The organism is Pseudomonas sp. NPDC007930 (assembly GCF_042958985.1).
Classification (GTDB): Bacteria; Pseudomonadota; Gammaproteobacteria; order Pseudomonadales; family Pseudomonadaceae; genus Aquipseudomonas.
The window spans coordinates 67,395-81,685 of sequence record NZ_JBIBKC010000002.1 but is presented as its reverse complement, the minus strand read 5'-3'; the positions used below and the strand labels follow the sequence as shown (position 1 = coordinate 81,685).

Annotated in this window: 13 protein-coding genes; 10 read left to right on the top strand and 3 right to left on the bottom strand. The window is 66.3% G+C overall.

The genetic code is table 11. The features are described from left to right. The first annotated feature begins 14 nt into the window (after positions 1-14). The 4 genes from ACFZCE_RS04775 to ACFZCE_RS04760 all read left to right on the top strand — a co-directional run bounded on the left by ACFZCE_RS04775 (position 15) and on the right by ACFZCE_RS04760 (position 3,895). On the top strand, positions 15-812 hold the full coding sequence (locus tag ACFZCE_RS04775; protein WP_390936579.1) for an endonuclease/exonuclease/phosphatase family protein: 798 nt from the start codon (positions 15-17) through the stop codon (positions 810-812). Beyond that, positions 809-2,044: a cardiolipin synthase ClsB gene (clsB, locus tag ACFZCE_RS04770; RefSeq protein WP_390936577.1), complete on the top strand. Its 1,236-nt coding sequence runs from the start codon at positions 809-811 to the stop codon at positions 2,042-2,044. Before ACFZCE_RS04775 ends, clsB begins: the two co-directional genes overlap by 4 nt. Continuing rightward, positions 2,041-3,036, top strand: coding sequence for a lysylphosphatidylglycerol synthase domain-containing protein (locus ACFZCE_RS04765; protein ID WP_390936575.1), 996 nt, complete (start codon positions 2,041-2,043; stop codon positions 3,034-3,036). The genes clsB and ACFZCE_RS04765 overlap by 4 nt, the downstream gene beginning before the upstream one ends. A 115-nt stretch (positions 3,037-3,151) precedes the next feature. Further along, positions 3,152-3,895 carry a hypothetical protein gene (locus ACFZCE_RS04760; RefSeq protein ID WP_390936573.1) on the top strand — a complete coding sequence of 248 codons (744 nt, stop codon included), beginning with the start codon at positions 3,152-3,154 and terminating at the stop codon, positions 3,893-3,895. 9 nt (positions 3,896-3,904) lie between these two features. Here the strand turns inward: ACFZCE_RS04760 and hppD are convergent, their stop codons facing one another. Continuing rightward, entirely contained in the window at positions 3,905-4,984 is a 1,080-nt protein-coding gene (gene hppD, locus ACFZCE_RS04755) for a 4-hydroxyphenylpyruvate dioxygenase (RefSeq protein WP_390936571.1), read from the bottom strand. Between the two features lie 254 nt (positions 4,985-5,238). On the opposite strand from hppD, the gene rarD reads away from it, so the two are divergent. Then, positions 5,239-6,123 (top strand): EamA family transporter RarD, encoded by an 885-nt coding sequence (gene rarD, locus ACFZCE_RS04750; RefSeq protein ID WP_390936569.1) that lies wholly within the window; start codon positions 5,239-5,241, stop codon positions 6,121-6,123. Here the strand turns inward: rarD and ACFZCE_RS04745 are convergent, their stop codons facing one another. After that, complete coding sequence (locus tag ACFZCE_RS04745; RefSeq protein WP_390936568.1) at positions 6,124-7,056, bottom strand: AEC family transporter; 933 nt, start codon at positions 7,054-7,056, stop codon at positions 6,124-6,126. Between the two features lie 186 nt (positions 7,057-7,242). Between ACFZCE_RS04745 and ACFZCE_RS04740 the strand changes: the two genes are divergently transcribed. From ACFZCE_RS04740 to ACFZCE_RS04720, 5 genes are all read left to right on the top strand, one after another. Continuing rightward, entirely contained in the window at positions 7,243-7,851 is a 609-nt protein-coding gene (locus ACFZCE_RS04740) for a paraquat-inducible protein A (RefSeq protein WP_390936566.1), read from the top strand. After that, positions 7,848-8,462 carry a paraquat-inducible protein A gene (locus tag ACFZCE_RS04735; RefSeq protein ID WP_390936565.1) on the top strand — a complete coding sequence of 205 codons (615 nt, stop codon included), beginning with the start codon at positions 7,848-7,850 and terminating at the stop codon, positions 8,460-8,462. The genes ACFZCE_RS04740 and ACFZCE_RS04735 overlap by 4 nt, the downstream gene beginning before the upstream one ends. Next, positions 8,455-10,110 carry an MlaD family protein gene (locus tag ACFZCE_RS04730; RefSeq protein ID WP_390936563.1) on the top strand — a complete coding sequence of 552 codons (1,656 nt, stop codon included), beginning with the start codon at positions 8,455-8,457 and terminating at the stop codon, positions 10,108-10,110. Before ACFZCE_RS04735 ends, ACFZCE_RS04730 begins: the two co-directional genes overlap by 8 nt. A gap of 5 nt (positions 10,111-10,115) precedes the next feature. Then, positions 10,116-10,706 carry an ABC-type transport auxiliary lipoprotein family protein gene (locus ACFZCE_RS04725; RefSeq protein WP_390936562.1) on the top strand — a complete coding sequence of 197 codons (591 nt, stop codon included), beginning with the start codon at positions 10,116-10,118 and terminating at the stop codon, positions 10,704-10,706. Between the two features lie 327 nt (positions 10,707-11,033). Then, positions 11,034-13,604 (top strand): glycosyl hydrolase family 28-related protein, encoded by a 2,571-nt coding sequence (locus tag ACFZCE_RS04720; RefSeq protein ID WP_390936560.1) that lies wholly within the window; start codon positions 11,034-11,036, stop codon positions 13,602-13,604. Positions 13,605-13,808: 204 nt separating this feature from the next. On the opposite strand, the gene ACFZCE_RS04715 is transcribed toward ACFZCE_RS04720, so the two are convergent. Beyond that, on the bottom strand, positions 13,809-14,069 hold the full coding sequence (locus ACFZCE_RS04715) for a DUF1652 domain-containing protein (protein WP_390936557.1): 261 nt from the start codon (positions 14,067-14,069) through the stop codon (positions 13,809-13,811). Positions 14,070-14,291: the final 222 nt, after the last annotated feature.

Below are 14,291 nucleotides of genomic sequence, written 5' to 3'. Positions count from 1 at the left end.
GGAACTGCCTGCCCATGATCGAGCCCGCCGTGCCCCTGACCGCCGCCCAGGTGCTGCCCGAGCAAGCGCCGGCGGTGCACCGCCTGACGCTGCTGACGGTCAACACCCACAAGGGTTTCAGCCCGCTGAACCGGCGCTTCGTGCTGCCTGAGCTGCGCGACGCGGTACGCACCGTGGGCGCCGACGTGGTGTTCCTGCAAGAGGTGCTGGGCACCCACCGCCAGCACGGCCAACGCTACGACAACTGGAGCGACGTGCCGCAGTACGAGTTTCTCGCCGACAGCATGTGGCCGGTGTTCGCCTATGGCCGTAACGCGGTGTACCCCGACGGCGACCACGGCAACGCCTTGCTGTCGAAATTCCCCATCCTGCGCTTTGAAAACCTCGACGTGACCGTGCACGGCCATGAAGAACGCGGCCTGCTGCACTCGGTGCTGGCAGTGCCCGGCCAAGGCGAAGTGCACACCGTGTGCGTGCACTTGGGCCTGCGCGAGGGCCAGCGCCAGCAGCAGTTGCGCCTGCTCTGCCGGCTGCTGGATAACCTCGACCCGGCGCAACCGGTGATCGTGGCCGGCGACTTCAACGATTGGCGCCAACGCGCCGACGCAGTGCTCGAACGCAGCGGCCTGGTCGAGGCCTTTGTGCAGGCCTACGGCGCCCCGGCGCGCAGCTTCCCGGCGCGTTGGCCGTGGCTGCGGCTGGACCGCATCTACCTGCGCGGCGCTACCGCGATGGCGCCGCGGGCGTTGTCGCGCAAGCCGTGGTCGCACCTCTCGGACCACGTGCCGCTGGCGCTGGAGGTGCAACTGTGAACAACACCCCCTGGCGCAGCGGCAACCACATCGAGCTGTTGATCAACGGCGACGAGTTCTTCCCACGGGCCTTCAGCGCCATCGACGCGGCCCGCGAAGAAGTGCTGATCGAAACCTTTATATGGCGCGACGACGCCGCCGGCCGTGAACTGCACACCCGGTTGATCGCCGCCGCGGAACGCGGGGTGCGGGTGGAGGTGTTGGTCGATGGCTACGGCACCGACCAGCTCAGCCCGGCGTTCATTGCCGCGCTGGCCGAAGCCGGGGTGCGCCTGCTGGCCTTCGACCCACGGCCGAAGTTGCTGGGGGTGCGCACCAACCTGTTCCGCCGCCTGCACCGCAAGCTGCTGGTGGTCGACGGCCAACTGGGGTTCGTGGGCGGTATCAACTTCTGCGCCGACCATTACCTCGACCACGGCCCGATGGCCAAGCAGGACTACGCCGTGCAGGTGAGCGGGCCGATCGCCAGCGACCTGCACCAGGCCAGCCTGGCGCTGATGAACGCCCATGGCCGCCCGCTCGCGCCACTGGCGCCGTGGCTGAAACGGGTGCCGCTGCAGGCCGACAGCGCCAGCGCGCGGATCCAGCTGGCGATCCGCGACAACCAGCGCCACCGCGACGACATCGAAGAGCAATACCTGGCGGCCATCGACCAGGCCCAGGAGCGGGTGGTGATCGCCAATGCGTACTTCTTCCCCAGCTACCGCCTGCTGCGCGCCCTGCGCGAAGCGGCGCGGCGCGGCGTGGCCGTCACCCTGCTGCTACAAGGCATGCCCGACATGCCGCTGGTGCGGCTGTGTTCGCGGTTGCTGTACAACTACCTGCTGCGCGATGGGGTGAACATCCGCGAATACACCCAACGCCCGTTGCACGGCAAGGTCGCGCTGATCGACCAGCGCTGGGCCACGGTGGGCTCGAGCAACCTTGACCCGCTGAGTTTGTCGCTAAACCTCGAAGCCAACCTGTTCATCGACGACGCCGCCTTCAACGCCCGGCTGGCCGAACACCTCGACGAACTGTTGCGCGAGCACAGCAAACCCATCACGCTGGAGCGGGTGCTGCGCGGGTACTGGTGGCGGGCGCCGTTGATCTTCCTGTGCTTTCACTTTTTGCGCCACTTCCCGGCATGGATCGGCCTGCTGCCCGCCCACTCGCCGACGCTCAAGCCCTGGCCGGCGGCCAACGACCAGGCCGCCGCCGGCGCCGGCCTGCCAGGCGAGGGCCGCGCATGAGCGAGCGATCAGCCAAACGCTGGGCCTGGGCCCGGCGCATCCTTAACTGGGCGTGCCTGATTCTGGTGCCGGTGCTGCTGTATCTGCTGCTGCGCAACATCGAATGGGCCCAGGTGGGCAAGGGCCTGCGCACCTACTCCTGGCCGACTCTGGCCCTGGGCGCGCTGATCGCCTTGGCCAGCTATGGGGTGTTCAGCGCCTTCGACCTGATCGGCAAGCGCTATACCGGCCACCCACTGCCCAGCCGCCAAGTGCTGCCCATCGCCTTCGTGTGCTACGCGTTCAACCTCAACCTGAGCTCCTGGGTAGGCGGCATCGCCCTGCGTTACCGGCTGTACGGCAAGCGTGGGGTGAAGGTGGCCACGGTCACCCGCATCCTTAGCCTGGGCCTGCTGACCAACTGGTGTGGCTACCTGTTGCTCGCCGGTAGCCTGTTCGCCCTCGGCTTGCCCAGCCTGCCGCCCAGTTTGAAGATCGGCGAAACCGGCCTGCGCCTGATTGGCGTGGCGATGGTGCTGGCGGGGCTGGGCTACCTGCTCGCCTGCCGCTTCTCGAAGCGCCGTGGCTGGCGGCTCAAGGGCCATGAAATCACCTTGCCGAGTTTTTCCATGGCGCTGTTGCAGGTCGCCGTTGGCGCACTGAACTGGGCGTTGATGGGCAGCCTGATGTACCTGCTGCTGCCGCAAGGGGTGGATTACCCCAGTGTGCTGGCCATCTTGCTGATCAGCAGCATCGCCGGGGTGATCGCGCACATTCCGGCCGGGCTGGGCGTGCTCGAAACGGTGTTCATCACCCTGGTGCACGGTGATTACAGCAAAGCCACGCTGCTGGCGTCGCTGATCGCCTACCGTGCGCTGTATTTTTTACTCCCCCTGGCGATCGCCTGCGTGGGTTACCTGCTGCTGGAACGGCGGGTGATCAGCCACGCCCTGCCGGGCAGCGACGCAGCCGAGGGGCCGCCCGCCGAACCGCCACCGCGGCGAACGGTATAAGCCAAAACCCTACCGTTCGCGCTGCGTTTTCCTACACACTGGCGCGCACCGCTCACGCGCCCCAGCCCGTACTGTGCCCACCTTTTCCTGCACCCCACAAGGACAGAGGTGGACCATGGCTAGCCCGTTCAACCCCGTAACCCGTAGGCCTGTACTGCTGGCCACGATCCTCGCCGCGCTGGCACCGCTGGTGGTCGGTATGGCCGTGAGCATTTTCGTGATCCAGCACAGCCTCGACCGGCAGAACCACAAGGTCGCCGACGCCGCGCGGGTGTATTTCGATGAACTGTTCGACAGCCTCGCCGCCTCGGCCGAACTGGCCAGGCCCTGGCTCGATGCGCGCTGCGACAGCCTTGGCAACGACGCGCTGCCGCAGGTCAACGACGGCGTGCTGCGGCTGGTGCGGGGCGACTGCGAGCGGCCTGGCGGCGAACCGCCGCAGGGCGAAATCAGCACCTCGCTGAGCCTTGAGGCGCATGACCCGTTGTTCACCCGCAACGGCGCGCTGCGGCTGAACTGGGGCTACAGCGACCGCTATATTCAAGTGGTGCTGGATAACCGTTCGATCACCCGCTGGATGAAGCTGATCAGTGGCGACACCTACCTCACCCTGCACGCCGGCGGTGCCATCCTCTGGGACGACGGCGCGCTGCTGATGGGGGATTCCAGCGACACCCCGCGATGGGTCGCCAGCGCCACCTCCGAGCGCTGGCCTTATCAGGTTCGCGCCACCCTCTCCAGCAACGACGTGCTCGACACCATCGGCCGGGAACTGCTGGCCATGTTGCTCAAGCTCTGCGCCCTGGCGGCGATTTGCGCGGGGCTGTGCCACTGGGCGATGACCCGGCCACGCAGTTGAGCGGCCCGCTCAACGTTCGGCGTTGAGCACCCCGCGGCGAAGCTGGTCACGCTCGATCGACTCGAACAACGCCTTGAAGTTACCTTCGCCAAAGCCCTCGTCACCCTTGCGCTGGATGAACTCGAAAAACACCGGCCCCAGCAGCGTTTCGCTGAAAATCTGCAACAGTAGGCGCTGCGGGCCTTCGCCCTGGCTGCCATCGAGGAGGATCCCCCGCGCCTGCAACGCCTCGACCGGTTCGCCATGGTTGGGCAGGCGCGTGGCCAGCATTTCGTAATACGTGGCCGGTGGCGGGGTCATGAAGCGCATCCCCAGCGCCTTGAGGCGGTCCCAGGTGGCGAGCAAATCGTCGGTCAGAAACGCCACGTGCTGGATGCCTTCGCCGTTGAACTGCATCAGGAACTCTTCGATCTGCCCTGCCCCACGGGATGATTCCTCGTTCAGCGGGATGCGAATCAAGCCATCCGGGGCGGTCATCGCCCGCGAGGTCAGGCCGGTGTATTCGCCGCTGATGTCGAAGTAACGCAGCTCGCGGAAATTGAACAGCCGCTCGTAGAAGCCGGCCCAGTAGGCCATGCGCCCGCGGTACACGTTGTGGGTGAGGTGGTCGATCAGCTTGAGGCCGGCACCCGCCGGGTGGCGCTCGGCGCCGTCGAGCCAGTGGAAGTCGATGTCGTAGATAGAACTGCCCGGGCCAAAGCGGTCGATCAGGTACAGCGGCGCGCCGCCGATGCCCTTGATCGCCGGCAGGCGCAATTCCATGGGGCCGGTGGGGATGTCCACCGGCTGCGCGCCCAGTTCCAGCGCGCGGGCGTAGGCCTGGTGGGCGTTGGCCACGCGAAAGCCCATGCCACACACACTGGGGCCATGCTCGGCGGCAAAATAGGCGGCCTGGCTGCGCGGCTCCTGGTTGACGATCAGGTTGATCTCGCCCTGGCGGTACAGTTGCACCGCCTTGGAGCGATGCCGGGCAACGTGGCTAAAGCCCATCATCTGCAGCACGGGTTCCAGCACGCCGGCGGTGGGCGCGGCCAGTTCAATGAATTCAAAGCCCATCAGGCCCATGGGGTTGTCGTAGAGGTCGGCCATTGCTTGGCTCCTGTCAGGTTCGGGGAAGGCACTGCCGTGACCCACGAACCTCCGGCGGCGCGCCGGGAATGCCCCGGGTGCTGCGCGCCAGGAAGGCACCCAGCAAGACCTTGAACGCCTGCATACGCATCGTGGCCGCCTGAATTGTTGTTATCGTAACGGGAGTCTAGCGGCCACGCGGCGAACTGGCCACTGGCCGCCCCGGCGCCGCTGGGTTAAGGTGCGCGCCGTTTCCCTTGCCACTCGAGGCCGCTTTGTCCAGAGGTATCCTTGCATCGGTGTGCGCATCGATGCTGTTCGCGCTCATGTATTACTACACCTCGCTGCTCAGCCCGCTGAGCGGCGAGGAGGTGTTCGGCTGGCGCATGCTGCTGACGCTGCCGTGCGTCACCCTGTTCCTGGTCCTGACCAAGGACTGGCACCTGGCCGTGGGCGTGCTGCGGCGGATCCGCGCCCAGCCGCTGCTGCTGGCCGGCTGCATGGCCACCTCGGCGCTGATGGGCGTGCAGTTGTGGCTGTTTCTCTGGGCACCGCTGCACGGGCGCAGCCTGGAGGTGTCGATGGGCTACTTCCTCTTGCCGCTGACCATGGTGCTTACCGGCAAGCTGCTGTGGCACGAGAAACTCTCCGCGCCGCAAACCGTGGCGGTGCTGTTCGCCGCCATCGGCGTGGGCCACGAGCTGCTGCGCCATGGCAGCTTTGCCTGGGAGACGCTGCTGGTGGCGCTGGGCTACCCGGTGTACTTCATCATTCGCCGGCGCTGCCGCAACGACCACCTCGGCGGGCTGTGGACCGACATGCTGCTGCAGATGCCGGCGGCGCTGTACTTCGTGATCACCGGCCCGCTGAGCGCCGCTGACCTCGCCGCGCGCCCGGCGTTGTATGGGTTGATCCCGCTGCTGGGAGCGATCAGCGCGGCGGCGCTGGTCAGCTACGTGCTGGCCAGCCGCACGTTGCCGTTCTCGCTGTTCGGCCTGCTCAGCTACGTGGAGCCGGCCCTGCTGGTGGTGGTGGCGCTGCTGCTGGGCGAGCACATCGGCCGTGACCAATGGCCCACCTACGGGTTTATCTGGCTGGCGGTGCTGGTGTTGATCCTCGAAGGCCTGCGCCACCTGCTGCGCCAGTTGCGCCGCGGCTGATCAGGCGCGCAGCGCCATCAACAGCGCGCTGATGGTAAAGAACGACAGCAAGGTGGTCAGCACCAGCGCCGCCGCGCAGCGGCCTTCCAAGGCAAAGCGCTGGCCGATCACCGGGTACACGCTCATCATTGGCGCGCTGGCGAACACCAGCCCGGCCAGCATCAGGCCCATCGGCAAGCCCCCGATCAACCAGAAGCCCAGCCCCACCAGCAGCGGGTGCAGCACCAACTTGCCCAGGCCGATTTGCACGATCGGCGCCAGTTGCCCGCGCACCGGGGTGCCGTACAGCACCGCGCCGATCACGAACAGCGCCACCGGCGCCGCGGCGTGGGCGAGCATCTGCACCACCTTCAGCGGCGCCGCCGGAATGCGGATTTCCAGCGACGACAACAGCACCCCCACGCTGATGCCGATGATCAGCGGGTTGCGCGCCACGCGCTTGGCGGTTTGCCAGGCCACCTGGCCGATCGAGCCACCCTGGCCACGGCCCACTTCGCCCAGCACCAGCGCCAGGGGCGTCATCAGCAGGTTCTCCACCAGCATGCCCAGGGCCATGCCGACCACCGCCTCGGGCCCGGCGATGATCGCCGCGACCGGGTAGCCGATAAAAGCACTGTTGGACACCGCCATCCCCAGCGCGGCGATGGCGCTGTCGGTGAGCCCAGCCTGGTGGCGCTTGCGAAACAACCAGAAGCCCGCGCCATAGGCCGCCAGCGAGCCCAAAGCGTAGGCCGCCAGGTAGTGAGGGTTGAGCACTTCGCGGATGGGCCGCTGGCCCAGCGCCTCGATCACCAGCGCCGGCAGCGCCAGGTTGATCACGAACACGCCCAGGCCGCGCACCTGCTCCTGGCTCAGCCAGCCAAAGCGGCGGCCGAGAAACCCCAGGCCGATCAGGATGAAAATAGGGGCAGTGATGCCCAGGACTTCGAACACGCAGGCACTCCTGGTTTCGGCACTGAAACAATGTATTTCAGCAGGCACCCTGGCCGCCAGGGATAAATACCAGCGTTATGCAATCAAAGGCAGTGCAGCCCCCATGGACACTGCCCGCCCGATTGCCCAGAATGCTCCCCCATCCCAAGGACACTGTGCCGGCTCGCCGCCGCCAACACCCCGAACATGACGATCGCGCCCGACTGGATCATCTGCGAACACTGCGACACGCTGTACCGGCCCGCCGCCATGCTGCCCGGGCAAACGGCCCTGTGCCAACGCTGCGGCGCGGTGCTCTGGCGCCAGCCTCGGCTGGGGTTGCAGCAGCAATTGGCGCTGGCGGTCACCGCCGCGCTGCTGTTCCTGATGGCCAATGCCTTCCCGGTGATCACCATCCGCTTCGAGGGCCTGGCCAACGCCGCCACCCTTGGCCAGTCGGTGCAGGCCCTGGCCCGTGGCGAAATCACCCCGATGGCGGCGGTGATGGGCCTCACGGTGATCTTGGCGCCGCTGCTGCAAATCTGCCTGCTGCTCTGGCTGCTCGGGCATGCCTGCGCCGGGCGCGTGGCCCCGGGCTTTCGCCTGTGCATGCGCACCCTCGAGCAGGTACGGCCGTGGAGCATGCTCGAGGTGTGCCTGCTGGGGATTCTGGTGGCGATCATCAAGCTCGGCGGCATGCTCAGCGTGGCCCCTGGTTTTGGCCTGTGGGCGCTGGCGATGCTGGCGGTGCTGGTCATCCTGCTCACCGGCAAGCACGTGCAGCAGTTGTGGGCGCTGTACGAGGGCCGTTCATGAGCCGCCTGCCGTTCGCCCGCGACCACGCCCTGGTGCTCTGCCACACCTGCGCCAAGGCCTGCGCCGCCGAGGCCGAACGCTGCCCGCGCTGCGACAGCCCGCTGCATGCACGCAAACCCCAGGCCCTGAGCCGCACCTGGGCGCTGTTGATCGCCGCGCTGATTTTCTACATCCCGGCCAACACCCTGCCGGTGATGCGCACCCAGATGTTTGGCAGCAGCGCCGAAAACACCATCATGAGCGGGGTGATCGAGTTCTGGAAAGGCGGCTCGTGGGACATCGCCCTGCTGATCTTCTTCGCCAGCATCGTGGTGCCGTGCCTGAAATTCTTCGCCCTTGGCCTGCTGCTGGTCACCTGCCAGGCGCGCAGCACCTGGGCGATGCCGCAACGCGCCAAGCTGTTTCGTTTCATCGAGCTGATCGGCTACTGGTCGATGCTCGATGTGCTGGTGGTCGCGCTGGTCGCGGCGCTGGTGCAGTTCCGTTCGCTGAGCACGGTCGACCCGCTGCCCGGCATCCTGTTTTTCGGCCTGGTGGTGGTGCTGACGATGCTTGCCGCCATGAGTTTCGAGCCCCGCCTGATCTGGGACGCAGAGGTAGCAGATGACTGACCAACCCACCCCTTCCACGCCCCACGTCCGGCGCCGGCGCCTGAACGTTTCGCTGGTCTGGCTGGTGCCGATCGCCGCCGCGCTGGTGGGCATCTCGATGCTGGTGCACAACGCGCTCTCGGCCGGGCCGCAGATCACCATCGACTTCCAGACCGCCGAAGGCCTGGAAGCGAACAAAACCCAGGTCAAGTACAAGAATGTGGTGATCGGCCGGGTCACCGACATCAACCTGGCCAAGGACCGCAGCCGGGTCACCGCCACCGTGGCGCTGAACGGCTCGGCACTGGCCTTCACCGCCGAGGATTCGCAATTCTGGGTGGTGCGCCCGCGCATTGGCGCCCAAGGCATCAGTGGCGTCGACACGCTGCTGTCGGGCTCGTTCATCGGCGCCGACCCGGGCCGCTCGGAAAAAACCCGGCGTGACTTCACCGGCCTGGAAACCCCGCCGCCGATCACCTATGGCCAGCAGGGCCGGCGCTTTACCCTGCACACCGACGACCTCGGCTCACTCGACATCGGCTCGCCGGTGTATTACCGGCGCATCCAGGTGGGCCAGGTGATCAGCTACCGCCTCTCGGACGACGGCAAGGGCGTTGACGTGCAGATTTTCGTCAACGCCCCCCACGATAAATACGTTACCGACGACAGCCGCTTCTGGAACGCCAGCGGTGTCGACGTGAGCCTTGGCGCCTCGGGGCTGAAGGTCAACACCCAGTCGATGTCGGCGATCCTCTCCGGCGGCGTGGCCTTCGTCGAGCCCAAGTACAGCCCCGACGCCAAGCCGGCCGAGCAGTACCACGCCTTCGACCTGTTCGCCGATCAGGAAACCGCGCTGGCCCCGCCAGACGGCGAGGCGCGCTACATCCGCATGCGCTTCAACCAGTCGCTGCGCGGGCTGGCGGTGGGCGCCCAGGTGGAATTCCACGGGGTGAACTTCGGCCGCGTGGTGTCGGTAGACCTCGACTACGACGAAGACAACAAGACCTTCCCGACCATGGTCGGCGCGGTGATCTACCCGGCCCGCCTGGGCAACGCCTACAAGAAGATCCTCAGCCAGATGGGCGGCGAAGACGACGCCCGCGGCGCCACGCTGATGGCCGCGTTCGTCAAGCAGGGCCTGCGCGCCCAGGCCCGCAGCGCCAACCTGATCACCGGCCAGTTGATGATTTCGCTGGACTTCATGCCCAACGCGGCGCCGGTGAAGTTCAACATGGCCGCGCGGCCGCTGGAGATTCCCACCGTGCCGGGCAGCCTGGACAAACTCCAGGAGCAACTGCAGGCGATGGTCGACAAGCTGAGCAAGCTGCCGCTCAACGAAATCGGCGACAACCTCAACGCCAGCCTTGGCCAGTTGAACAAAACCCTGGGCCAGGTGAACGCCAACACCTTGCCGGAGCTGAACAAAACCCTGGCCCAGGCGCAAAAAACCCTCGGCGACGCCGGCCAGGCGCTGGGCGAGGATTCGCCACAGCGCCAGCAGATCAGCGACGCCATGCAAGACCTCTCGCGCACCGCGCGCTCGGTACGGGCCCTGACCGACTTCCTCGGCCGCCACCCCGAGGCGTTGATCCGCGGGCGTACCCAGCAGGGGCAACCCGACGCCTATCGCTCGTCGTCTTCGACCTCTCGTGAAACCGAACCGGAGTAACCGCCATGAACCTGCGTCCTTTTGCGTTGTGCGCCAGCCTTGGCCTGGCGGCCTGCAGTTCGGTGCCTACCCACTACTACACGCTGATGGCCCCTGCCGGCCCCGCCGTGGCGGCCAGCGCCCCAGGGCCGCAGTTCCAGCTGCAGGCGGTGCGCATTCCGGTGCAGGTCGACCAGCCGGCGCTGGTGGTGCGCCAGGACCGCGGCAACCTCGCCATCCTCGAAAACGAGCGCTGGGGCGCGCCGCTCGCCGATGAGTTCCACGACGCCCTTGCCGCGCGGCTGGAGCAGGAAATGGGCAGCCGTGACCTGGCCGGCATGCCGAAGGGCCCGGGCGCACTGGTGACCCTGCGCGCCGACGTGCGCCGCTTCGACTCGCTGCCGGGGCAATACGCCTTGGTGGATGCGGTATGGAGCCTGAGCCTCTCGGGCGATAACCGCCGCAGCCTGACCTGCAGCAGCACCCTGCGGGTGCCGGCCGGCGCCGAACTGGCCAGCGTGGTGCAGGCGCACCAGCAGGCGATCGGGCAGTTGGCCAAGGCCATGGCCTCGGCCGCGCGGGCGTTTAGCGCCAACCCGGGTGTGGGTTGCCCTTGAGCAAGCCTGAAGGGCGCTTCGCCCGGCACAGCCGGCCTCCCACGGGTTCTGTGTTGCGTTGCCAGTCAAGGGTTTACACAAATCTGGTGGGAGGCCGTGGTCCGGCACTCCGGCTGTGCCGGGCGAAGGGCCGGCAACCTGCTGCCGCCCCGCCAGCATCCCGCCACTTTAGCCCGCTGACCAACGGCTAAAACAAAATTCCTCTTCCTGTGTCAGACAGTTGGGCCGCCTCGCTAGGTTTTTTCGGCGTAGGCGCCCACTTTTTGACGCACGCCGTATTTGGCCTGATACAGGCCAGGCCGGCCCGAATGGATGACGGAGCACGCGATGATCTTCAATGTAAAAGACTACGGCGCAGTGGGCGATGGCGTAACCGATGACACCGCGGCCATCCAGGCCGCCGTGGACGCCGCCGCCGCGGCGGGAGGTGGCCAGGTCTACGTGCCCAGCGGCACCTATATCGTGTCGGGCGGCGAAGAGCCTTCCGATGGCTGCATCATGCTCAAGAGCAACGTGTCGATGTACGGCGACGGCATGGGCGCCACCACCCTGAAGGTCGCCGACGGCTGGGACCAATCGATCACCGGCATCGTGCGCTCGGCCTACGGCGAAGAAACCCACGACTTCGGCCTGGCCGACATGACCCTCGACGGCAACCGCGCCAACACCAGCGGCAAGATCGACGGCTGGTTCAACGGCTACATTCCCGAGCAGGACGGCCACGATTCCAACGTGACCCTCAGCGGCGTGGAGATCATGAACTGCTCCGGCTACGGCTTCGACCCCCACGAGCAGACCGAGAACATGGTCATCGAGAACTCGGTGTCCCATGGCAACGGCCTCGATGGTTTTGTCGCCGACTACCTCTCCGACAGCGTGTTCCGCAACAACGTGGCCTACGACAACGACCGCCACGGCTTCAACATCGTCACCAGCACCCACGACTTCACCCTCGAGAACAACACCGCCTACGACAACGGTGGCGGCGGCATCGTGGTGCAGCGCGGCAGCGAGAACATCCCCTCGCCCACTAACATCACCATCACCGGCGGCGAGGTATACGGCAACGCCGCCGAGGGCGTGCTGATCAAGATGAGCGACCAGGTCACGGTCGACGGCGTGAACATCCACGACAACGGCACCGCCGGCATCCGCCTGTACGGCAGCAATAACGTGACGGTGGAAAACAACACCCTGACCCACAACGCCCAGACCAACCCGGTGCCTGAGGTGATCATCCAGAGCTACGACGACACCCAGGGCGTATCCGGCAAGTACTACTACGGCTCGGACAACACCGTCGAAGGCAACACTATCACCGGCGGCAGCCAGTCGACCTACGGCGTGGCCGAGCGCAACGAAGACGGCACCGACCGCAACGCCATCCTCGGCAACACCATCACCAGCACCACCAAGGGCTCGACCCTGCTGTACGGTGACGGCAGTTACGTGAGCGACAGCATCCCGCTGCACCTGGTCCAGGGCACCGCCGGCAACGACACCCTGCTGGGCACCTCGGCGGCTGATTTGATCGTCGGCGGCGCCGGCAAAGACACCCTCAGCGGTGGCGCTGGCAACGACGTATTGGTGGGCGGCGCCGGGGCCGATACCCTCACCGGCGGCAGCGGCGCCGATGTGTTTCGCTTCGATGCGCTGACCGACAGCTATCGCACCGCCAGCACCAGCTTTGCCGACACCATCACCGACTTCGACGCCAGCAAGGACAAGATCGACCTCGCCGGGCTGGGCTTCACCGGCCTGGGCAACGGCAAGGACGGCACGCTGCAGGTGGTGTACAACGCCAGCACCGACAAAACCTACCTCAAGGACCTCGACGCCGACGCCAGCGGCAACCGCTTCGAGCTGGCGCTCAAGGGCAACCTCACCAGCACGCTGACGGCGAACAACTTCATCTTCGAGCACGTGATCGTCGGCACCGCCGGCAACGACAGCCTGATCGGCACCGACAGTGCCGAAACGATCTACGGCGGCGCGGGCGCCGACACCATCATCGCCGGCGGCGGCGACGACGTGATCTACGGCGGCACCGGCGCCGACACCCTCACCGGTGGCGCCGGGCGCGACACCTACGTGTACAGCTCGCTGCAAGACAGCTACCGCAACTACAACACCGGTGGCACCGACAACGGCGATGACATCACCGACTTCAACGCCAGCTCCGACAAGATCGACCTCTCCGCGCTGGGCTTCACCGGCCTGGGCAACGGCCACGACGGCACCCTGCAACTGGTGCTGAACGCCGCCGGGACCAAGACCTACCTGAAAAGCCGCGACGAAGACGCCAACGGCAACCGCTTCGAGATCGCCCTGGACGGCAACCACATGAACGACCTCAGCGCGGCGAACTTCATCTTTGCCAGCGCCGGCAACGTGATCAAGGGCACCAGCGCCAGCGACACCCTGGTCGGCACCAGCGGCAGCGATGTACTGGTCGGTGGCGCCGGGGCCGACAAGCTCAGCGGTGGCGGCGGCGCCGACACCTTCCGCTTCGACGCCTTGACCGACAGCTATCGCACCGCCACGGCGAGCAAGAGCGACCTGATCCTGGATTTCTCCAGCGACGACAAGATCGACGTGTCGAAACTCGGCTTCACCGGCCTGGGTGACGGGCACAACAACACCTTGCAGGTGGTGTACAACGCCAGCACCGACAAAACCTACCTCAAGGACCTCGATGCCGACGCCAGCGGCAACCGCTTCGAACTGGCCTTGGCGGGCAACCATGTGGCCGACCTGGGCGCCGCCCAGTTCACCTTCGCCGCCAGCGCCCCAGCGGCGAGCACCGCGGTGGTGCAAACCACCGCGACCGCCGCGGCAGTGGTGGCGGATGCCGAGGTGACGACCGTTGGGGTGGACCACCATCAGCAGACTGCGTAAGGCTTGAGCGCGCCTTGCGCGGCGAAGCGCCTTGATTTCTTCAGGGGGTTTTACCCAGCGCATGGCCTGGCTGGCCCTTCGCCCGGCACAGCCGGCCTCCCACGGGGTCTGTGTTGAGCCCAAAATCAATGGCTTACACAGAACTGGTGGGAGGCCGTGGTCCGGCACTCCGGCTGTGCCGGGCGAAGGGCCCTGAAGCCCTACCTAAGCAAAATGCCTGGCCTGCCGCGCCGGCGCCTGCAACTGCTGGCGCAACTGCGCTACCAGGTCACTGATCTCCCGGCTGCTGGCGAAGCGGTCGGTGGAAATCCCCCGCTCTTCCAGCACTGCCTGGCCATTGGCCGGGTCTTCGATGCGAATGCGCAGGGTGCCATCCTCCACCTGCTCGCACACGCAGTGCAGCGGTAAGAATGCATGTTCAATAATGCCGCGCAGTTCCAGCGGGCATAGGCCGACGGTCTTCATGGCAAGCCTCCTGTTGTGGTGTGCCTTACTGGTATATACCCCCCGGCGGCACCCCGCAATTGCCCCAGGTCAATCAAATTTAATGGCGTATAAGCCATTGAATTAGCTGCATAAATATTTAGTGTGAAAATATTACGACAACAAGCGAGACGCCGCTAAGTTATACAAGCGCCGTTGGTCGTAGAACTTTCAGCTTATTTAAACCTTCCTCGCCCCGCTGTT